Source organism: Vibrio sp. 1580 (assembly GCF_033340055.1).
Map to the genome: position 1 here is coordinate 382,308 of NZ_JAWOVT010000004.1, position 21,288 is coordinate 403,595.

The 21,288-nt window shown below is 44.1% G+C and carries 24 protein-coding genes; 4 read left to right on the forward strand and 20 right to left on the reverse strand.

The window, feature by feature from the left end; translation table 11 throughout:
• Positions 1–2: 2 nt before the first annotated feature.
• The 8 genes from R7093_RS09130 to R7093_RS09165 are packed head-to-tail and all read right to left on the reverse strand — an operon-like array spanning position 3 to position 5,502.
• Positions 3–878 (reverse strand): metal ABC transporter permease, encoded by an 876-nt coding sequence (locus R7093_RS09130; RefSeq protein WP_005393560.1) that lies wholly within the window; start codon positions 876–878, stop codon positions 3–5.
• Positions 878–1,606, reverse strand: coding sequence for a metal ABC transporter ATP-binding protein (locus tag R7093_RS09135; protein WP_017635536.1), 729 nt, complete (start codon positions 1,604–1,606; stop codon positions 878–880). Before R7093_RS09135 ends, R7093_RS09130 begins: the two co-directional genes overlap by 1 nt.
• The gene (locus R7093_RS09140) at positions 1,606–2,532 is read right to left on the reverse strand and encodes a metal ABC transporter solute-binding protein, Zn/Mn family (RefSeq protein ID WP_047102838.1); all 927 of its coding nucleotides are present in this window, start codon (positions 2,530–2,532) and stop codon (positions 1,606–1,608) included. Before R7093_RS09140 ends, R7093_RS09135 begins: the two co-directional genes overlap by 1 nt.
• A 22-nt stretch (positions 2,533–2,554) precedes the next feature.
• Positions 2,555–3,106, reverse strand: a complete 552-nt coding sequence (locus R7093_RS09145) for a DUF6162 family protein (protein WP_047102839.1) — start codon at positions 3,104–3,106, stop codon at positions 2,555–2,557.
• Positions 3,103–3,423, reverse strand: coding sequence for a hypothetical protein (locus tag R7093_RS09150; protein WP_005374251.1), 321 nt, complete (start codon positions 3,421–3,423; stop codon positions 3,103–3,105). Before R7093_RS09150 ends, R7093_RS09145 begins: the two co-directional genes overlap by 4 nt.
• A gap of 42 nt (positions 3,424–3,465) precedes the next feature.
• Complete coding sequence (locus tag R7093_RS09155) at positions 3,466–4,296, reverse strand: DUF4198 domain-containing protein (protein ID WP_047102840.1); 831 nt, start codon at positions 4,294–4,296, stop codon at positions 3,466–3,468.
• A gap of 15 nt (positions 4,297–4,311) precedes the next feature.
• Entirely contained in the window at positions 4,312–4,851 is a 540-nt protein-coding gene (locus R7093_RS09160) for a DUF2271 domain-containing protein (RefSeq protein ID WP_017635538.1), read from the reverse strand.
• A gap of 21 nt (positions 4,852–4,872) precedes the next feature.
• A complete protein-coding gene (locus R7093_RS09165; protein WP_005374254.1) occupies positions 4,873–5,502 on the reverse strand; it encodes a PepSY-associated TM helix domain-containing protein in 630 nt (209 codons plus the stop codon).
• A 379-nt stretch (positions 5,503–5,881) separates the two neighbouring features.
• On the opposite strand from R7093_RS09165, the gene R7093_RS09170 reads away from it, so the two are divergent.
• The gene (locus R7093_RS09170; protein ID WP_042523421.1) at positions 5,882–6,370 is read left to right on the forward strand and encodes a hypothetical protein; all 489 of its coding nucleotides are present in this window, start codon (positions 5,882–5,884) and stop codon (positions 6,368–6,370) included.
• Positions 6,371–6,437: 67 nt separating this feature from the next.
• Here R7093_RS09170 and R7093_RS09175 read toward each other — a convergent pair whose 3' ends face one another.
• The 9 genes from R7093_RS09175 to R7093_RS09215 form a co-directional block, all read right to left on the reverse strand.
• A complete protein-coding gene (locus tag R7093_RS09175) occupies positions 6,438–7,610 on the reverse strand; it encodes a tetratricopeptide repeat protein (protein ID WP_017635539.1) in 1,173 nt (390 codons plus the stop codon).
• The gene (locus R7093_RS09180; protein ID WP_005374256.1) at positions 7,607–8,227 is read right to left on the reverse strand and encodes an energy transducer TonB; all 621 of its coding nucleotides are present in this window, start codon (positions 8,225–8,227) and stop codon (positions 7,607–7,609) included. Before R7093_RS09180 ends, R7093_RS09175 begins: the two co-directional genes overlap by 4 nt.
• A complete protein-coding gene (locus R7093_RS09185; RefSeq protein ID WP_005374257.1) occupies positions 8,227–8,631 on the reverse strand; it encodes an ExbD/TolR family protein in 405 nt (134 codons plus the stop codon). The genes R7093_RS09180 and R7093_RS09185 overlap by 1 nt, the downstream gene beginning before the upstream one ends.
• A complete protein-coding gene (locus R7093_RS09190; protein ID WP_017819708.1) occupies positions 8,628–9,182 on the reverse strand; it encodes a MotA/TolQ/ExbB proton channel family protein in 555 nt (184 codons plus the stop codon). Before R7093_RS09190 ends, R7093_RS09185 begins: the two co-directional genes overlap by 4 nt.
• Positions 9,182–10,549 carry a MotA/TolQ/ExbB proton channel family protein gene (locus R7093_RS09195; protein WP_042523423.1) on the reverse strand — a complete coding sequence of 456 codons (1,368 nt, stop codon included), beginning with the start codon at positions 10,547–10,549 and terminating at the stop codon, positions 9,182–9,184. The genes R7093_RS09190 and R7093_RS09195 overlap by 1 nt, the downstream gene beginning before the upstream one ends.
• Entirely contained in the window at positions 10,550–11,317 is a 768-nt protein-coding gene (locus R7093_RS09200) for a DUF3450 domain-containing protein (RefSeq protein ID WP_005374260.1), read from the reverse strand.
• A 74-nt stretch (positions 11,318–11,391) separates the two neighbouring features.
• Entirely contained in the window at positions 11,392–13,491 is a 2,100-nt protein-coding gene (locus R7093_RS09205; protein WP_047102841.1) for a TonB-dependent siderophore receptor, read from the reverse strand.
• A gap of 207 nt (positions 13,492–13,698) precedes the next feature.
• Entirely contained in the window at positions 13,699–15,072 is a 1,374-nt protein-coding gene (locus tag R7093_RS09210; RefSeq protein WP_047102842.1) for a sensor histidine kinase, read from the reverse strand.
• On the reverse strand, positions 15,072–15,737 hold the full coding sequence (locus R7093_RS09215; RefSeq protein ID WP_005386018.1) for a response regulator transcription factor: 666 nt from the start codon (positions 15,735–15,737) through the stop codon (positions 15,072–15,074). Before R7093_RS09215 ends, R7093_RS09210 begins: the two co-directional genes overlap by 1 nt.
• 231 nt (positions 15,738–15,968) lie before the next feature.
• Between R7093_RS09215 and R7093_RS09220 the strand changes: the two genes are divergently transcribed.
• Positions 15,969–16,679: a glycerophosphodiester phosphodiesterase family protein gene (locus tag R7093_RS09220; protein ID WP_047102843.1), complete on the forward strand. Its 711-nt coding sequence runs from the start codon at positions 15,969–15,971 to the stop codon at positions 16,677–16,679.
• 35 nt (positions 16,680–16,714) lie between these two features.
• Here R7093_RS09220 and R7093_RS09225 read toward each other — a convergent pair whose 3' ends face one another.
• Positions 16,715–17,197, reverse strand: coding sequence for a murein L,D-transpeptidase family protein (locus tag R7093_RS09225; protein ID WP_047102844.1), 483 nt, complete (start codon positions 17,195–17,197; stop codon positions 16,715–16,717).
• Between the two features lie 242 nt (positions 17,198–17,439).
• On the opposite strand from R7093_RS09225, the gene R7093_RS09230 reads away from it, so the two are divergent.
• Together R7093_RS09230 and R7093_RS09235 are read left to right on the forward strand one after the other, a co-directional pair.
• Entirely contained in the window at positions 17,440–18,435 is a 996-nt protein-coding gene (locus R7093_RS09230; RefSeq protein WP_017635547.1) for a 2-hydroxyacid dehydrogenase, read from the forward strand.
• Between the two features lie 85 nt (positions 18,436–18,520).
• Positions 18,521–18,877 carry a YibL family ribosome-associated protein gene (locus R7093_RS09235; RefSeq protein WP_005374274.1) on the forward strand — a complete coding sequence of 119 codons (357 nt, stop codon included), beginning with the start codon at positions 18,521–18,523 and terminating at the stop codon, positions 18,875–18,877.
• Between the two features lie 163 nt (positions 18,878–19,040).
• Here the strand turns inward: R7093_RS09235 and R7093_RS09240 are convergent, their stop codons facing one another.
• Positions 19,041–20,072, reverse strand: a complete 1,032-nt coding sequence (locus R7093_RS09240; RefSeq protein ID WP_005393521.1) for a hypothetical protein — start codon at positions 20,070–20,072, stop codon at positions 19,041–19,043.
• A 103-nt stretch (positions 20,073–20,175) separates the two neighbouring features.
• Positions 20,176–20,937 carry a hypothetical protein gene (locus tag R7093_RS09245; RefSeq protein WP_047102845.1) on the reverse strand — a complete coding sequence of 254 codons (762 nt, stop codon included), beginning with the start codon at positions 20,935–20,937 and terminating at the stop codon, positions 20,176–20,178.
• Positions 20,938–21,288 lie beyond the last annotated feature (351 nt).

The window sequence follows — 21,288 nt, forward strand, 5'->3', positions numbered from 1 at the left end:
GGTTACGCTTTTTGGATAATTCGGTAAACCGTTGCTGTTAGGAAAAATGCCGCAGAAACAATGATGATGGATGCGCCTGATGGCACTGGTAGCTCAAGCTCCATCGGCAGTATGGTTCCTACTAAACACGCAATGGTTGCCAATAAAGAAGAAAGGAGAACGAAACTGCCCATGCGTTTAGTCAATAACCTAGCCGTTGCACCAGGAATCAGTAGCAATGCACCAACCAATACCGCGCCAATAATCTTTACCGCGGCGATGGTGACCAAGGTGATCATCATGACAAATAAGTAATCATAAAAGCTGGTATTAAAGCCGCGTACACGTGCAATATCCGGGCTGATACAAGTTAGCAAAATGCGGTTAAACGTTGGAATAAGAAGCAGTAATATGATCAAACAACTGATCGCTAAAATAAGGATATCGTTGTCCGTCACAGTCAAGATCGAGCCAAACAACACGTTCTCCAACATGTGAATGTTGATCTTGCGAGCAACGTACATTAACAGCGCAGCACCAACCGCTAACGCTAGTGCAAGAAAAACCCCAACCAGTGTGTCGTAAGGTACATTCGTACGATTACGAACAAAGTGAAGCAACAGCGCAAAAATCATACAAAAGCTAAACAATCCGATGATCGGATTCTCTGGCGGCTCACCGAGCAACACACCAATCGCGATTCCGGTAAGCGCAGCATGCCCAACCGCTTCAGAGAAAAAAGCCAGTCGCTTGGCGATGACTAATGTACCAAGACCACCAAGTAATGGTCCTAATATCAGCGCTGCAACAATTGCGTTCACCATGAAAGCATAAGAAAAGCTATCGCTTAACCATCCAGCTTCAACGCCGCTAACCGCTAACTCTCGCAACCAATCCATTATGCAGCCTCCACTTTTGCTGTGTAGTGCTTGAATAATGTTTCTATACGATCAGGACTTAGTACATCTGAATGGTGCCCTGACGCCACAATTTGACGATTTACAACATGGACCTGCGCATCTAAACGGCGCACTGCGGTCACGTCATGGTGTACTGCCAGTACCGTTTTGCCTTCTCCAACGACTTCATGAATCAAACCTTCAAGATATCGAACACCTTGCTCATCCATGCCAGTTGTAGGTTCGTCTAAAACCAATAAATTGGGCTCATCCAGTAAAGCTTGCGCAAACAAAACACGCTGTTGCTCACCGCCAGAGAGTTGCCCCATACGACGGTCGCTACGCGTTGCCATACCCACGCGATCCAGCTGGGCCAGGGCATGTTGAGTTTGTTTCGTTTTACGTCGCCAAAATAGAGGGATACGGGTTTGGTTAAGCAGTACAAAATCCATCACGGTTAACGGGAGGCTTGCTTCAAACATCGCTTTTTGTGGCACATACCCTATCTTCCCCGATGCAGCTGATGGTTCTGGCCAATTGAGTGCAATGTTTCCCGAAAATGGCGTAAGTCCAAGTACCGAACGAAGCAAAGAAGTTTTCCCACCACCATTCGGTCCCATAATCACGTGACATTTCGCGTTCTCGAATTCGGCGCTGATGTTCTGCAAAATGATATTGTCGGCGTATTTTAGGCCCACGTTACTTAAGGAAACGGAAGGTCCAGTCATTACGACTTTTCCCCTGCTCGCTTACTCGCCACAAATTTCATGGCTTCGATTAGTGTTTCCACATTATCTCGCATCTCAACCTCAACTTTATCGGCCTCATACTCACCGTGAGTCATGTGAGAAAAGCGATAAAGCTGCACCCCAGTCGCCTCTTCGATGGTATCAACAAAGCGATTCGGCATATTGAGCTCATAAAACAGAACATCAATGCCCGATTCACGAATTTTCTCTATCGTTTCCTGTAGCTGACTTGCACTTGGTTCTACACCATGAGCAGGCTCAATGACAGCGGCAACGTCAACACCAAACTCCTGAAGGATATATCCGTAAGCATTGTGGGTTGTCGCCACCTTCATACCAGCCGTGTCCAACTCACCAAGAGACAACATTGCATCACGCTTCATCAGGCGAAATGTTTTCGCGTATTTACGGGCATTTTGGCGATAGAACGCAGCATTGTCTGGGTCCAATTGGCTTAGCTCACTCGCGATGGTGTAAACCTTTTGAATGGTTGTTGATAGACCGACAAAGGTGTGAGGGTTCACTGCTCCTTGACCAACAGACTGCCCCATAGCGGGCAATAAAGGCACTTCTTTGTTCGCTTCGATAACCACGAGATCATCACGCTGAGAAGCCTTGATCACTTTCAGTGCAAAATCGTCATGACCAATACCATTGATCACTATTACGTCCATTTCATTTAAGCGTTTAAGATCATTAGGTTGTGGTAAATAGTTGTGAGGATTAAAACCAGCATCAACCAAAGGAATGATGTCCGCCTTCTCACCCACAACGGCTTTAACATAGCTGTAATAAGGTTGTAGCGTAATACCAATACTGAGTTTTTCGGCAGCAAAGCCTGTAGAAGACACCGCCAATAACGCGGTGGCTGTAAGAATACGACGTAAAAGAGAGCGTTTGATCATAGTACTTATCAATTATGTTGTCTTAATGGGCGTGAGAGTGGGAAGAAGAGCCTGACAGAACGATTTGTTTCCAGCCGAAATCGTGGCGTTTAGCTAGATCGCTTAGTCCCTCCACATTTAACGAACGGCTAGAATCATTAAACCAAATATCAGCTTGAGAACTGCGGCTATCCAACAGCATGGAAGCAGAGCCTTGGGCACTGGTCTTCACGCCAATGTAGACACCGTCATCAATTCGTTGCCACTGATGAGAACCTTTACGCTTCCAGTTTTGGTCTTTCACGAATGGAGCAATCCAAAGCGCCTCCATGTCAGAGACCTCAGGCCAAGTTCCAGTTTCTAGCTGCAAATCACGAATCTCTTCATGAGCGAGCTTAAGCTCAGCGATCAACCCCAACTCATTTTGATGTAAATCCGTGATTAACACTTGATGAGACTGCATGTCTGGCTTTTCAGTCGCGACCTGATGGTAGGGCATAAGTATGGCTGCTGAACTGAGAATTGCTGCGATTGTCAGTGCGACCCACTTTCCTTCTCGGTTACCATCATCAGGGCGAACTTTCTGTACACTCATTTCTCTTTCAGCTCAACGATATCCACTTCCACCGGGCTTTCATGTCCGGCATCAAATACCAAATAGAAATCTGTTTCAGGGTGAGTAAATTCTGCGATGGAACGCTTATCTGTTTTTTCTTTGGCGATCAGATTGTCGTCGTAATCGTACATTTCGACATCGTAGTCGACCGCTGTCGATCCATCCGAGTAGCCCGCTTCACAAATCACTTTATCTTGCGCCAAGTGACAGCTCATCAGAGGAAAATGTGCAGCAGCGTGAAAGGACGCAAATCCAGAAAAAAGCAAAACAGCTTTTAGAAGAGAAGTGTTATTCATGATAATTCCAAAATGGCCCAGCAATTGCTGAGCCTAATTCGATTAGTTAAGTTGAGTTTCAAACGTAAGATGAACATTGGCACTCGCTTTATCCGCCAATGGATTATCTTTTAATTCACCTTTGTAGTTCGCTTTCATTAAGTAGCGCCCAGCGACTTCTGGCGTGAAGATCACTTTGCCATCTTTATCGCTCACCACATCGATTTGTTCTTGATGGTTTCGGTACATGGTACCTTCACGTGTAATCTCAGCAGTAACGCCCTCTTGTGGCTCTCCGTTAAAGAAAAACTGGAAAGTCACAGGCTCACCTTCAATGATGTCCGATGGATGCGTGATCGGTTTCATCTCCAGCATTTTGCCTTCAATCTCCAACGCTTTGTCCGTTGGCATACCAACCGTAATGTAGCTTTCTGCTCGGGTGTAACTTAGTTGAGTAACCACATCACGCGCTTGCTCAGGAAGCACGTCACCACGCTCAGCTTTGTTTGCTCGCGCCCATTTCACCGTATCACGACGGCCCGCTTTGTATTGTGTGTAGTAGCTCGGCTGATTATTAATCGCGACTTTGTGCGTGCCTTCTTCTGTAAAAAAGAAATCAAACATAGAGCGACGCTTGCCACGAACAACAAAGTTAGGACGCTCAGAGCGGCCATCCGGCATCACCACAAATGCCTGATCACTACCCGCAGGCTTATCAAAAACAAACGTTCCGTGAGAGGCAGTAACATCAAATGTCAGCCAGTCACCGCCTTCTTTAGAAACCGTAAAGTGAGAGGGCAGAACCCAACGTGGATGTGCTTGTGCGGTGGTGGTTACAGCCAATCCCATTGCCATTACACTCGCCAATGCCACTACTTTCATTTTGGTTTTCATTGTTGTGTCCTTTAATCACTTAACTTGATAATTGACGGTGATGACACCCGTCTCTTGTGTTGGTTTAAGCTCATAGCGCACGTCACTGTCCGCTAGCGTTATTTTTTGACGTAAGTAGTTTCGCCCACCGTGTTCACGAACGACCTCGACGTACAACGTGTAATTTCCTTGTTCCAAACGCTCCCCTGCGTCATTGGTTCCATCCCAGACAAAGCGGTATTGACCAGCAGGACGTGTTGCAGAAGTCACCGCATCAACAAGTTCACGATCATAACGACCCGCTTTTCTCCACCAGCTGCGTAGATCTTTTAACCATTCGTCTTTCCCTACCCATAACTGGATGGTTTTAACCGGTTTACGCTGATCGTTTTCAACCCAAACCGCCACATAAGGGCGTGCATACATTGAGGTATCTATCTTTGGAAGTTCGAGTTCGAAGTCGACCTTCGCGTTATCTGGTAGAGGCGCCGCGGAAAGAGAGAAAGGAGTAAAAGCCGCGATCAAAGCGGCTTTACAAAAGTGATTACGGCGGAAAAATCTTCCTGTGTTCAACATAAGTGTTCTCTAAAAAAGCTGTTATGGAACAGCAACAAAATAAATTACGAGCGACAGTAACGTACCAAAGCTCATCCATTGCATTGACGTTCTGAGCGTCTTCTTCTTAGGCAGTAACAAGCACACGCCTGTAAGAACAAAAAACACCATCAAAAGCGCAGTGACGTCGATAAACCACTTCCAAATCCCACCACTGTTGCGTCCTTTATGTAGATCGTTCAGCAGCGCAACAATACCGTAGTGCGTCGTTTCGACGTCTGCTGCACCAGTAGTCATATCAATAAAGACCGTAGCGTTATAACCCGGGCCTTTAAAATCCATAGAAAGCTCTCCGAGTAACAACTCACCTTGCTCAACTTCGGTATACACATCTAGTGCGGAGGGAGTGCCGCGAAGCTCGGTTTCTTTAGTCAAGAAAGCCACCAGCCCTTCACGATTAGGTTGAAAGGTATCTGAATGTGAGAATAAAACTGAGTGCGGAACCGTCAGAGTATGTTGTTGAATGATAGGTTCACTGCGTTCAAACAATTCGGGGCGATTGAGGGTAATACCAGTTACTGCAAAAAACAGCGTAACTAAGAGAAGAGCCATCGAAATATAGATATGTAGGCGGCGAGCCCAAGTTTGAACACCTTTGCTTTTAAGCAACATAGAAACAATCATCACCAATAAATGTGGGGCATAATTTAGGTGATAATCATTCGTATTGGCATTTAATTTACATTGTTTACTTTTTCAATTCAGCTTGGCTTGCACATGTTTTAGCTATTTGGGCCAATGCGAGTTACCGATTGCCTACCCTCTAGATAATAACCCTATCAATTTTAATGACTCAAAATTTAATGATATTTCCAATACTAAAAAGTGGGATAGACTCCACCAAAATGCGCCTTTATGTATATTTAATGAAAAGCTTAAAAACTATCCATAAACTAGATAAAAAAGGTAAGCTAAGAAGTTAGTGTAGGGTTAGATAGAGAAGATTTTCTGATGCTAGCCAAACGTTATGGTGTAGTTCAGAAGGAAAAATATGAACAAGAATGTTGGAATAATTCTCTTATCACTTTTCTCAAGTGTCACTTTCGCAAGTGAAAAGTTTGAAGCCAGTTTGTTTAACAACGTAAGCCAATCTATCGATAATTATGGTGCTAAGATAAAGCTGTGCGAATCTATGGCAGACCAGAATACACCTGACAAACAAACCCTAGAGTATTCAAAGAAGCATATAGAAGCATTAACTCCTGTTCTGCCGTTTTTAAGCGAGAAAGCTTTTGAGGCTTGTGTATTAAAAGAGAAGCAAGAGCTAGCATATTATCTATTAATAGCAAAAAATAACGCTTCAAGAACCTCAACATTAAAGCTTGTAGAATCGACTGAAAGCCTAACTTTTCATATCGAACCTACATCGAGAGAAAAGTTTGAAACACTGAGCAAGGTACATCAAGAATACATAGAGAAAAGCCCTTTTTTCTCCCGACCATTTGATGCATTAGCTTTTTATGAAAAGCTCATACAATAAATAGCCTTTATGACTTTAGACAAAAAAATACCCGAGACTGAGCTCGGGTATTTAATAAAAATGTTCGCTATGAGTTCTGCGTCGATTCTACTTTGCGTAGCTGTGATAGATACTTAACCCAACTCTTTGCCTGATTCGATGGCTTAATCTCATTCGCTCTTTTGGCATTAGCGAGCGCATCGTCAAACCGCTTAAGTTTGTAGTAAGCGCGAGTTTTGATAAGTGCAACATCCGCTTTACGACCTCTGACCTTATCGAGCGCGGCAATGGCATCTTTATAATGGCCTTCTTGCACCAACAGTTGAGAATAGTTCCAGTAATACTGCCTATCTAGCTGAGCTGCAATACGCCAGCTATCAATAGACTCTTCCCACTCTTTTGCCATTTGCCAATACGTTGCTTGCTGAGCTTTTAGCTTACTATTCGAGTTTACATCCTCTAGCTCGTTCATCACCAACGCAGCTCTCTCAGGAATACCTCGTTTCGCGTACAATTGTGCCAGCAGCTTTAAGTCATCTTGGCTAAGTTGTAACCCTTTCAGTTTTGCCAACGCCAAAGAGTCTAGGGCACGTTTGTTGTCATCAACCCGTAGGTATAGAGCAACAAGCTGACGCCACCATTCAATTCGCTCAGGTTCAATCACGATTAAGCGTTTGATGGTCGAGATTGCCGGCTTCCACTTTTTCAGTTCTAGCTCAGCAGAAAGCTTTATCGACAATGCGCCAAGCTTGTCTGGCTGACCAAATTTCTCATAACGAGCCATTGCTGAAAGCACTTTTTGCCACTGACTCAGTTGATAATGAGATTGGGAAATACGCAGCCATAGCTCATGCGCTTTTTGACCTTTAGGAATGTTTTTGCTCAAGGCATAGTAATGAGGTAAAGCCTTAGAAAAACGTTGCTCGTTTAGTAGTATATCAGCCAACATTTTTCGGGTTTGCCATGCTTGCTCATCTTGTAGCAAACCACTATTGACTGCCAACTCAAGTTGCTTAATCGCCGCTTGAGTTTGCTCGTTCTGCCAGTAAAAAATACCCAACATTCGAGCGACATAAGCTTGGTCATATCCACGAGAAAGCTCCATAGCCTCAAGAGATGAAATCGCTTCTTTCAGTTTCTCTTCTTGAGCCAAGTTATGTGCTCGTTGAACTCTCGCTGCGGTGTATTGGCTTAACTCACTGGCAATGGTTGAGAGTGCACTCAGGCTTAATACCGTACCGATTAAGAATTTTTTCATCATTTGGCTAACTTGAACTCCACTTTAGCGGTTTGTCCGAACTGCTCAATTGACACACCATCCTCAACTTTTGGCTGATACTTCCATTTTTTAAGCGCACGGATTGCTTCCCTTTCAAACATGCGCTCGGGCTCAGCCTCGATCACTTCAATATCTTTTGGTCGTCCAGTTGCATCGATCGTGAAACGCATAATGACATAACCTTCCACTCTACGTTTCAGCGCCTTACTTGGATAGCGAGGATCAACACGATACAACGGCAGTGCTTGCTGGTTGCCCATTGTTCCCTTCAAGTTTGGGGCGCTAATCGCAATGCCTTCAAGGGCAGTGTTTAAACCTAAAGCACTGACTGGCGTCATCTGACTCATTGGTTCCATTTGAGTATCAGCTTGAGATAGATCCATTGGCTCCGGCGCTTGAGGTGGTTCTGGTTGCTCCGGCACTGAACGTTGACGACGCTGCACGTCTGCTTCATTCTCTACCATCACCATATCAAAACGAACGGCTTCTGAAGCTTCTGGTGCACGCTGGTTGCCTTTATCAACCATCCACGCCATAAAGCTAAACAAGCTCACAGAAATTAACAGTGATGCTGGTAGTGCAAGTAACAGCCTGCCCATTAAGGTTTCTCCGCCGCCAATGCAATGTTCTTCACACCCGCCGCCTTTGCAGCGTCCATCACTTTCACGACAGTGCCATTGTAAGCATGCTCGTCAGCTTGGATAACTAACGAGGCATCAGGTTGATCAAGTAACAGGTGCTCAATAGAGGCCTCAACACGCTCAATATCAACCACTCGTTTGTCAATGTACACATCATTCGCTGCCGTTACTGCGATAAAAATGCCCGCGTCTTTTTGACTTACTACATTAGAAGCCTGGGGGCGATTCACTTCTACACCGGATTCACGTACAAACGAACTGGTCACAATGAAGAAGATCAACATGATGAAGACGATATCAAGCATCGAGGTTAAATCGACTTGAGCTTCATCTTGTTGGTTAGGTCTGCGTCCGAGTCTCACTTTTGACTCCTTAAAGATTGTTCTAACTGGATAGCTTTTCGTTCACACACTTTGCTAAGGCGAGCATGAATAAACATGCCCGCAAGCGCTGCTACCATACCTGCCATGGTTGGCAGCGTAGCAAGTGAGATACCAGAAGCCATCAATTTCGGATTGCTGCTGCCTTGCGATGCCATTACGTCAAACACCGTAATCATGCCTGTCACCGTCCCTAACAACCCTAGCATTGGGCAAACCGCCACAAGTAGCTTAATAGTCGATAGGTTTTGGCGTAGTTCGATTTGCGCTTTTGCAATCCATCCTTCACGGATTTGATGCGCGTACCAAGAGTGGTGCTCTGATCTTGCGTGCCACTGCTCACAAAGCTGTTTTTTTACCCCAGGGAAAACCGTTGTGAGATAAATAACTCGCTCCATAACCAACAGCCAGCACACCGCCACGACGGCGGCCAGCCACCATAGGATTTGACCACCTTGCTGCATAAAGCTCATCAAGGTTGTGGCCCAATCCTCACTGATCAAACCCAATGTGCTGAGTAGGATCTGCTCCATTACGCTGCGTTCTCCGCTAAGGTGTTAGAGTGACTTTTGTTATTCGGCATATCACGCTCAGCTTGTTCTGCAACTAAACCGATGCCTTGTTTTTCTAAGATACTGCGAATATTTTCTGCTTGAGAGCTCAATACGTTGTGCGCTAATAGCAAAGGCATGGCTGAAACAAGGCCAAGTACGGTAGTCACAAGTGCCATCGAAATGCCACCCGCCATTACTTTCGGATCACCATTACCAAATTGAGTGATGACTTGGAAGGTTTCGATCATACCCGTTACCGTGCCTAGTAGGCCAAGCATAGGAGCTAGAGCAGCAAGAAGCTTAAGCATCGACAACCCTTTTTCTAGGTGGGTTTGCTCATCAACAACGGCTTCCAAAAGACGTAGTTCTAACGCTTCTACGCTGCGATGCTTGTCTTTCTGGTATACCGCAAGCACGCGACCCAAAGGGTTGTTTCCTGGCTGCGCTGGGGTTTTCAGTTGCTTCATGATTTTCTGGCGCGAAATCATCAGAGATGCACCACGTACGAGCGCAATCAATAGGCCGATAGCCAATAAACCAAGGATGATTTTGCCGACAACGCCACCCGCATTTAGGCGATCAGCCAAAGTCGGTGAGTTTGCGAGCTGCTCAAGAAGAATGCCACGTGACGGATCTATGACAAGCGCATCAATGTCACCAGAGGAAATAGTATTCGCTGTTGGACCGCTTTCAGGCTGACGAAGATAGTTTACCGCATCTCCGCGTTGACCATTCCACTTAACGTAGCCAGTGTCATCCAGCAGCGCCATAGAACCAAGACGAACACCACTAACCGTTTGTTCACGACCCTCGCCATTTAGCAGTGTGAAAGAGACGTTTGCCATTTCACCGCTTGCTTTGATTTGTTCTTCCATGCTGCGCCACATCGCCTGAAGTTGGGTCAACGTTGGCAGTGATTTAGCCGCAACAATAGCATCGATATCTTTCTGATATGAGTTTGCATCTACACCGGTTACTGAGCTTTTTAGCTCAGACTCTAGCTCTTTTGCGTTCTGGCGAACGACGCCAAATAACTCACCTAGGCTCCCGGTTTCTAGACGCAACTTTTCTTCTAGCTGTGCCAGTTCTGCTTCATTTTCACCGAAGGTAACACTTAATGAGTCCGCCTCTGCTTGAAGAGCAGCACGCTCTGCCACCAATTTATTCTTTATAGCCTGTAGGTCTTGCTCTGTTTGCTTAAAACCTGATTCACGCGCGACATTGTGCGATTGCTGTTGACGATTTTCTTGCTGCGCCTTTTGTAACAACGCATCACTAGCAAAAGTTGTATAAGGCATTAATGCGGCTGTCGAGATTAATGCAACCGATAACCATTTTTTCATCATTTATTTGCCCTCCGCAGCGGTTAACGACACTGGCAGAGTCAACATACTCGGCGCGATCTGTTTATTCGCCATAGCGAACGCTTTGTCTAGCTCTGATTTTTGCTCAGAACCCACTTGTTGCCATGCTTGTTGTTGCTGTGACCAGCTCCAAAATGTGTCACCAGATAAGCTACGCGCTACCAAAGACAAACGGCCTAAATAGAGAATGTCCGCCTCCACAGCTTCATTGTCACCTAGGTTAATCTTGCCTTGGTAAACGCCAAGCTTGGTGCCGTAATCCATTTCAATTTGGTACGCTTCTAAAATACGACGAAACTTCTCTGCATCCGCAACGTCTGCACGCGTCATCATGGAATCCAGCTTTGCAATTCGCTCCTCACGTTGCGCTTTGCGTATAGGCTTGTCGTTAGCGACGAGCACTTTTAAGCCCTCAAGCATGTGATACATCAAAGGCACGACACCTTGACGAGTTTGAGCAATCTGCTCAATTTGCTCGTTCAAGCTATCAACTTCTTGATTTTGACTTTCAACAAGGCTTGCAAGATGATCGCGATAAATCTTCAAGTTACCGACTTCCTCTTGCAGCTGCTCAATTTCAGCTTCTAGAGTAAGTGATTTTTCTGCGCTTGCATCAATACGTTTTTGGCTTACCGCCGACGACTGGTTTGTTTTACTCTGCACAGCTTGTGCATCGTTTAAGTTCGCCGCGTGAGCGGGAATCAAAACCGATGATATCAACAGAGCGATACTTGATTTCATTAGATTCATACGAGTTATATTTCTGTGTTCCAAAAACGACCAAAGGGGAAGACTACCCTTCCCCTCTAATAATCAAATTGTTATCAGTACTTGAACTGGATTGTTGCCATGTAGTTGCGGCTTTCTCCAACCACAACCCCACTCGCACCTTTTTGCTCGCTATTCGTGCTACCACCACCTGCGAAGTAGTCGGTATCGAATAAATTCTCGACATTGAATCGAGCAATGATATCCAAGTTTTCATCGTACTTATGTTTGTATGACACGCCCATATCAACGCGAGCGTAGCCATCTTTCTTGAAGGTGTTCTTTGCATCACCGTAGCGATCACCTTCATAAATCAAACCAAGGTTTAAGTTAGTGTTGTCTTGAACCTTGTAGCTAGACCATAGACTTGCCGAGAACTCTGGCACGTCTACAGGGCGGTTACCCTCGAATTTTTTATCCGCTTTCGTCAACTCTGCATCCAAATACATTGCAGAAGCCGTTAGCGACAACTCTGGGGTCACAAAACCTTGAGCCATTAACTCAGCACCTTTGTGAACTTGCTCACCACCTTGCGTTTTCTTGTGTAGGAGATTGCCGCCCGCGTCTTTGCCGCTTTCAACATCCAGCGAGATGTTCTCTAACGTGATATCAAACACAGCACCAGATACAAATAAGCGCTGATCAAACAGTTCCCACTTAGTTCCGATCTCGTAAGAGATACCACGCTCTGCGTCTAGCTTCTCACCATCATTGATATACTTTTTGCCACGACCACTGCTGACTTCACCTTGCGGCATAAAGCTTTCAGAGTACTGAACGTAAACCGAGCCATTCGTCGCTGGGTGGAAAATTACACCAAATTTTGGAGAAACCTGGTTTTCGGTCAGGTCATCATCACGCTTTTCGTCATAACGAACACCTGCAAGCACTTGCCAGTAATCATTAATCGTCATCATATTTTGCGCGTAGATACCCCAAGTATCGTGCTCGCTTGTGGACTGTTTAACTTTCCCAGAGTACCCAGGACGAGGCACTGTCTGACCGGCTTCTATACTTATAGGGTTGTAATACTTTTGGAAACGGTCATAGGTATACTCTAGATAGTTCGCACCTACCAAAAACGTGTTATCTGTACCAAACAGAGAAAAGTCCGTCGTCACATCTATATATGCAGTATCAAACACCCAATTATCTTTGCGTTCGTTACCAGAATGGTCGATCTTAGTATCTTGGTCATAAGTTTCGAAACCTGGGTAAGACTCCACATCAAAACGCTTAAAGTCTTGACGGTTGTAACCTGCTTTTACGTTCACGTTATCCGTGACTTGCGCATTAATATCGACACCGTAGTTTTCTACTTCGTTATCAATTTCAGACCACTGCGCATCCCAAATGTACTTATCACCGCGAACCGCTTTGCCATCAACAATGTATGCGCCAGAGTCTACGCTACCATCGTCTTTCGTGCGATCGTAATGAGCCGATACCATAAAGTTGTCGGTGATGTCGTACTCAACCACTAGGCCCGCTACCGTACGATCTGTTTTAGGCTCAGTGCCATCACCGTACCTGCGCCAAGAGCCGTAGCTTTCTTTGGCAAAAATTGCGCGCGCTCGCAGTGTCTCTGCATCATTTAGCGCGCCACTCACATCAAGCACAGTGCGTGAGTGATCATTCGAACCTAGATCTTGACTCAAACTTGCTTGTGTTTGAGTTGTTGGTTTTTTCGAAACCATGTTTACCAAGCCACCCGGCTCAGATTTACCGTATAGCAGACCTGATGGACCTTTAAGCACTTCAACACGCTCTAAAAGCTCAATTGGCTGACGGTAGTGTGACCAGTGTTGACGGCCATCACGAAGAAAACCGTCTGAACTGCTAAGTTCAAAACCACGTAGAGAGAAACGTTCGCGGTTACGGCTTGTACCACCCGCGCTAACACTTGCATCGTTACGTAGCACTTCACCAAGTGTACTTGCACGCTGCTCATCAATTACCGTTTCATCGATAACCGCTACTTGTCCCGGCGTTTCCAGCTGCGTCATTTCCATGCGCATTGCTGTACTGTTTATATCCGCCTTGTAGCCGAACTCTCGACCTTCTACAACTACATGTTCGTCTGTTTGAACTTCCGCCACTGCAGGTGTTGCTAACACCGCACCGATCACTAACGCCAAATGGCTCTTAGTAAACATATCCTTTCACTCCGATTATTATTTTTCGGGCCACATACTTGTTGAATGCGATTCCCTCTTAATTATTTCGCGGGTGAATATAAGTGATAAGTATTACCATTTGCATTAAATTTACATTCTTTGCATTTGCAAACTTTTGTAAAGTACTCTCTGATTACGCGCTATGACAATGTGATATTAGTCACAAAAATTACGACTTAATCATACTTATTGCTTGAACACTAAAGTAACCCTCAGACCACCTTGCTCACGGTTTTTCGCCGTAACTGCTCCACCCATAATACGCATGGATTCTTTGACAATCGCAAGACCTAAACCGTAGCCACCAAGCTTTTTATCTCTAGAAGCATCTAAGCGTGTAAACGGATCAAAAATATCGACCAGCTTGTTATCTGGAATACCAGGACCATCATCAGATACTGACATTATGGTGAACTGCTGCCCTTCTTTGACATAATTTTCCAGAGAAACTTCTATCTGAGATGCTTGTCCTGAATATTTAATGGCATTACCAATAAGATTGTTCAAACAACGAATGACGAGCGTTTCTTCACAAAAAGCTTTAGCACATACAGCTTCTGAGCGGAAAGACAACGTCTGTTCTGGCTTCAAATCTATTTTGCAACGCTCTACTTGCGGGGAGAGCAAAACTTCTAAATCACAGCGTTTCGTGGCTTTGTCGAAGCGCGCATTTTCCAAGCGACTGAACTCCAATATATCGCTGATCAAATGGTTTAGCTCTTTTGCTTCATCTTCTAGCCTTGTCACTAGACTTTGCTCACTTTCTCCAACACGCTTTCGCAAAAGATGCAGAACCAAGTTCTGCCTCGCTAACGGCGTTCTCAATTCGTGAGAGACATCTCTTATAAGCAGTCGCTGCTTTTCAGCGAGAGAATGAATCTGTTGCGTCATGTGATCGAAATCTTGCGCTAACTCGTTAAACTCACGCGTGCTCGACTTCAGCTCTTTCACGACACTGACATTAAAATCGCCATTAGATAGCTTTTTGCTTGCTTCTCTCAATCGATCCAATGGTTGCTGTAAGTTACGTGCCATTAGCAGCGAAAAGAGCGCCAAAATAACCACTGCAATCACGACTTTGAGAATAGAGAAATACAGAATGAAGTCATTTGCAGGGTGCAGTCGATGTGGCAATTGAATCACTAAAGTATTGCCATGAACTAAAGGAATATTGATGATGGGGCGATTCACTTTCCCCTCAAGTTGATCATCGATGCTTCTCTTAAATTGAAGTTTGAACTCGAAGTGCGGATGCATCAGACGGTGCGTAACTGGTTGCTGATGTTCATTCAACACAAATAAATAAAAGTTTTGCGCATTTGCCCAGTCAGCAAGTTCGTCCATGTCTCCGTGCTCAATCAATACATTGGCTTGATGTGCAAGGTCTAGCATTTCTTCTCGTACACTATCGGGCACTTTCAACATGGCTTTCACCAGAGCTTGTTCCGCTAAGGATTGCACGACCAAAATACTAATGACAATTGCGGTCATGCAACTAAATAACTTGAACGCTAAGCTATCTTTACGTTTTGCAATAAAAGGTGGACATCGGAGCTTCATTAACGGTTTACAGCCTCTAAATAACTGTAACCTTTGCCACGGAAGGTTTTGATATGTTGCTTGGAAAGCCCCGCTTCAACTAACTTGCGACGTATGTTACTGATGTGCATATCAAGGTTGCGATCAAAAGGACTCAGCTCTTTCTTTAACACTTCAGTTTGAAGCTCTGCTTTTGAAATCACGACTCCTTGGTTTTTTACCAAGTAGCTCAATAGTTCAGCTTCCGTACTTGTGAGGGGTAAGCTATTAAGCTGGTCGCTGATCGTTTGAACGGTACTACACATCGTCTGACGTTGACGTTCCAAGCCAACACGACGAAGAATCGCTTTGATGCGCATTAGAAGCTCAGCGACATTAAAGGGCTTTCCGATATACTGATCGGCCCCCGCTTGGTAACCATCAAGCATCGAGTTTTCATCGTTGAGAGCGGTAAGCATTAGAATAGGTGTCGCGAAGCGCTGACAGATCCTACGAGCAACTTGCATGCCGTTAAGGTTTGGTAACATGACATCAAGCAATACAAGATCTACAGGCGTTTTTTCCATATATTGCAGCGCACTTTCACCGCAATGCACAGAAGATACGATGTAGCCCTCCTCTTGCAAAACCGCTTCTAACAGCTCACACAAAGGAACGTCATCATCGACTATCAAAACTCGTGACATTACCACTCACCATTCAAATAAAAATGGTTCGCATTTTATTACTCATTTACCAATTAAACAACTACACACTCTAAGGCTTTAAGTCCACAGGACTCAGTCCAAGAAGCAGCAACGTACTAATTAGAGTTTAATGTTCACTTGTACTAAAGGTTCCTAACAATATGCACCTAGATATATCTTCATAGAAAAAACGAGTACAATCTGGCAACCGCAAAGCAAAAGATAAAGCGAATGGAAACGTTATTAATTGGTCACCGTGGCGTGGCAGGTTCATACCCTGAGAATACAAAAATAAGCATTCAAGCAGCCATTGACCTGGGATTAAAGTGGGTGGAAGTGGATATACAGCCTACCAAAGATAATGTTTTAGTGGTTTGCCATGATCATACCGTCAATCGATGCAGCAATGGACAAGGGCGTGTTGATGAGCTCACCCTGGAAGAGTTAAAAGCATTAGATTTCGGTAGTTGGTTTAGCACAGACTTTTCAGGCGAGAAGATCTTGACACTAGATGAACTGCTCACTTTAGCTACTGAGAATAAGCTTAACTTGAATATTGAAGTTAAAGTAGACAACCATCCAGCGGAAGAAGTGGCGCAGACTCTAGCCAATGCGTTAGCAAAAAGTCCAATGCCGCAAGAGAATGTACTCCTATCCAGCTTTAGTCATGACGTCATTAGAGCGATGCACAAATACTGCAGTGGCTACCGATTGGGTGTGTTAAGTGAATTCTTTACGAGAAAAGATAAACGCCTTTTGGAAGAAGTTAGTGCCTATAGCTGCAACCTAAACATTAACTGGGTTCGTACTCGCCAGATAAACAAACTCCAACAAGCCGGTTACAAAGTGATGTGCTATACGGTGAACAATCCAAATAAACTGAAATACCTACCTCAATTAGACGGTATTTTTAGTGATCATCCACAGCGCTTTATGCCATAGCCTATAAGAGCCAGAACATTAAAGGGGACCTTTTATTACCACTCAATCTGAATTGGTGTCCCCATCTCGACAAGCTGGATAAATTCATCCATCTCCTCGTTGGTAATCGCAATACACCCATTAGTCCAATCAAAACTTTGGATGTAAATCGGCAACTGACTCTCACCGTTTTTTAAGCCATGAATTTTGATGTTCCCTCCAGGGGATACACCTCGGCGCTTCGCTTCCAACGCATCAATCGCATCAGGGTAACTGATATGCACAGAACGATAAAAAGCAGAGTCCTCTATAACATAATCTAGAGTGTATTCGCCCTCTGGCGTGCGATTGTCTCCCTCTTCTTGTTTATGTCCTTGAGGGTTCGCTCCTAAAGCAATTCGGTATTCTTTTAGCACTGCTCCTTGTTCCATCAAATACATTCGACGCTTAGACTTGTCGACTTTAACGAGGTCAACAGCTGCGTGAGTGCCAGAAGCAAACATACAACACAAGAACATAGAGCACCATTTTACTGACATTGTCGTAACGCCTAAGCTAATAAAGTGAACAAGAAAAGAGCGATAATGCTAGTCAGTTAATGCTCGTAAAGCAAACAGTATCTAATGCGGAACCGTAAGATAGCACTCGCTGAAAGGCGTACTTCTTATTGTTATTTGATACAACAAAAGTCAAAGAGAAGATTTCTCTATTCATTGCGGCTAAGTTGCATTACTTTATAAGCATATTTATTTATAAAGTCCGCACTTTTTGAGAGGGAACCATGATTAACATTGCTTTTTTTAGTGCAAAATCCTACGACGAAGCCTCTTTTAATAAAATTAAAAATAACCGCGATTTTGAATTTCACTATCACGACTTCCGACTAACCGAAAAAACAGCCAAGATGGCGCACGGCAGTGATGTTGTATGTGCGTTTGTTAATGATGATCTTTCAGCTCCTGTCCTTAAACAGCTTTCTCTGGGCGGGACCAAGCTTATTGCTATGCGCTGCGCGGGATATGATAAAGTTGATCAACAAGCAGCCAAAGAACTAGGCTTACAAGTGGTTCGAGTTCCTGCTTACTCACCAGAAGCAGTGGCAGAGCACACGGTTGGTTTAATGATGTGCCTAAACCGCCGTCTTCACAAGGCCTACCAACGCACACGTGACGCCAACTTCTCGCTAGAAGGTCTTGTTGGCTTTAACTTTTACGGAAAAACTGTTGGTGTTATTGGTACGGGTAAGATTGGTATCGCGACGATGCGTATCTTCAAAGGGCTTGGCATGGAACTGCTTTGCTACGACCCCTACGAAAATCCATTAGCACTAGAAATGGGAGCCCGTTACTGTTCGCTTGAAGAAATCTACGCTAATGCGGATGTTATCTCTCTCCATTGTCCAATGAGTGAAGAAAACTATCACTTATTGAACGAAAAAGCCTTCGCGCAAATGAAAGATGGTGTAATGATCATTAACACCAGTCGAGGCGAGTTGCTAGATTCACTAGCGGCGATAGAAGCGTTGAAACAAGGTAAGATTGGTGCGCTTGGCCTAGACGTGTATGACAATGAAAAAGACTTATTCTTCCAAGATAAATCTAACGATGTCATTGTAGATGATGTTTTCCGCCGTTTATCGGCTTGTCATAACGTGCTGTTTACTGGCCACCAAGCATTCTTGACTCACGAAGCACTTAATAATATTGCCTCTGTGACGCTTGATAACGTCGAAGCCTTTTTCTCTGGTAACGTATCGGGCAATGAACTGATTAACTAAAGCCAGACAATCGAGAAGTATAGTAGAGCGTGTGATCTCAGCTATGCTATACTCCTCGACTATTTAAAATTTGAGCCAAATTACCATGAGCATAAAAACTGATATTCAAAAGCTGCACAACCGTTTAGATACATGCCAACGTAAACTTGATGCGGCACGTTCTCGTGGTGATCACGAAATGATTACAAAGTTCACGGATGAAGTAGAACAGCTGACCAAAAAGCTTAACCAGTTAAAGCACAAGCAAAACTATGAGCTGAACAAAGAACGTAAAAGCTTACTTGATATGCCTTTCTCTCGTGAAATCACCAAAGCAGAACAAGCGGACATAGGCAAACTAAAAAAACGCGTACGCGGCTTAGTAATCGTTCACCCATTAACAAAAGTTGGTAAAGAACTTCGCCTTGATGTGATGACAGGCTTTGCGCCAAAAGAATTTTAAAACTCGCATTAACATTTATGGAGCCTAAGCATTTGCTTGGGCTTTTTATTTTGTACTGCTTCATTAAATTTCATCGAAATATCAATCCATAAGCTATTAAAAAGGCCAGCGACAAAAGCCACTGACCTATTTCGACCAATATCGTCCGCATTACATCTCAACGTTACGACAGTTGCTGCAACTTGTGCTCCACAACGGGGTCATTCGGAACTAACTGCTGAGCCACTTCCAAAAGTTGTACTGCATCTTGCGGATTGTCATGCTCATGCTTCATCGCAATATCAACAAGTGGCTGAATATCGATTTGCGCTTGATGCTCCTTCACATGTTCTTTCTTTTCTTCAATTAACACATTATGAGCGGTACTCAGTAAGTTCAAACGATGCTGTGAACTCGCATTCGCCTTGTTAAGGCACTGATAGTAATCTTCTTTTAATCGCAGCGTTTTAGTCTGATGACGAAACTGCGCTATATCTATCTTCTGATAACGTATAAAGTCTACAGCCACTTGCTTATAAAAACCGAATTTATTCAAATACGTCGCGTGGGTACCATGTCCCATCCCGAAGACTCTTAAGTGAGTGAGCTCTGGGTAGCGTTTGGCGTGAAGGCGGTCGATTTCATTAGTTGGATCATAAATGATGTAGCCTTTTGCATCGCCAAGGTCAAGGTCGTGATACTTTCCTTCCCAATCAAATTGTTGGGCTAGTTCAGTACTTGGCCTATCATCCCATGGCACCAAAACTTTGTTTTTTGTGCTGACCGGGTGAAACATCAATACTTGATCCAACTTTAATAGATTGGAAAAGGCACCAATAGCAAAACCACCGCGGCTAAGCCCATAACCTAAACGACATTCAAAAGGCTCAAGTAAAGTTGATAGCTGCTCTAGAAAGAAAATCAAATTACGGCTGCGAAACCAGTTACTTTTCCCAAGATGCTGAAATGAAATAATATTTACTTTTTGTTTCTGGGCTAAGCGATAGCCCCAAGGCGCAAAGTCTGAGTGTAAGTCCTGTACTTGTAGATTCGTACCAGCAGGGGAAAAGGTGAACAACAACGGTTTATTGCGGTCGACAAACTCATACTTAACAAATACATCATCAAGTAAGTCCTCCCCGGACATCGGTAGCCTGGTTTGCTGTTCTTCACGAGAAAGAGCCAGCCATTCATCCAACCAGTACAGTAACTTCATTAATCCTCCATCTAAATTGCGCCTAGCAATTGTGTTAAAAATCTAGTTTTTAGTGTGTGATCATCTCCCCCTGGTTACAGGGGACTCTGATATCAGTCCTCTTTTAAAACAAAGCGTGAATTTGCTTATTAAATTGGTCAATATCTAAGGTTTGATGGCGAACAAACTCCTGCGCCACCAGATTAAAAAATTCTAATTTATCTAATTGTGTGGATTGAGTGCCGTGTCCCATACCGACGACTTTTAAATGGGTAAGCTCTGGATAACGTTCAGCATGAAGACGATCAATGCGATTGGATGGGTCATAAATAATATAACCTTTGGCATTGCCCAAATCTCGATCATGGTAGCCGCTTTCCCAAGCAAACTGCTGAGCAAGCTCAGTACTCGGCCGATCATCCCAAGGCACTAACGCTTTATTTTTAGTGCTAACAGGATAAAACAACAAAAGATGTTCTAGTTTCAGCAAGTTAGCGAACGCGCCAATTGCAAAGCCACCTCGACTTTGCCCATAACCCAAACGACATTTGAAGGGATGAAGCAACTCAGATAGCTGATCCAGAAAGAAAATCAAATTCCGACTACGGAACCAATTACTTTGTCCTAAATGTTGAAAGGCAATAATGTTTACTTGTTGTTGTATTCCGAGCTCGTAGCCCCAAGGAGAAAAATCCGGAGTTAAATCTTGTACCTGCACATCAGTACCGGAAGGAGAAAATGTAAACAACAATGGCTTGTTAAGATCGACGAGTTCATACTTCACAAACACATCATCAAGTAAATCGTAGCCAGAGATAGGTAAAGCCATCTCTTGTTCTTGTTGAGTAAGAGCTTGCCATTCATCTAACCAGTAAAGTAGCTTCATTTTTTCTCCAAGTGCATCCGCAGTATTTAGACTGGAACTCTATCAAAATGCGTTTAAGCATCCCACGTTGAGACTTAAGAAAGCTCTATTTGAAGCCCAAATGAGACGTATGGAAATGTCTTCGATTGAAGGTATTACTGCGTAAACTAAACCCAAAGTAGGTACGCAAAAACTTGGAGAAAGAGCTAGAGAAAAATCAATTAGAAGTTTCGATAACAGCGGTTAAAAAACAGCAGATACAAAAAAACCGCTGTAAGAACAGCGGTTTTTTTAAAAGTGGCGGAGAGATAGGGATTTGAACCCTAGATACGCTATTAACGTATGCCGGTTTTCAAGACCGGTGCTTTCAAC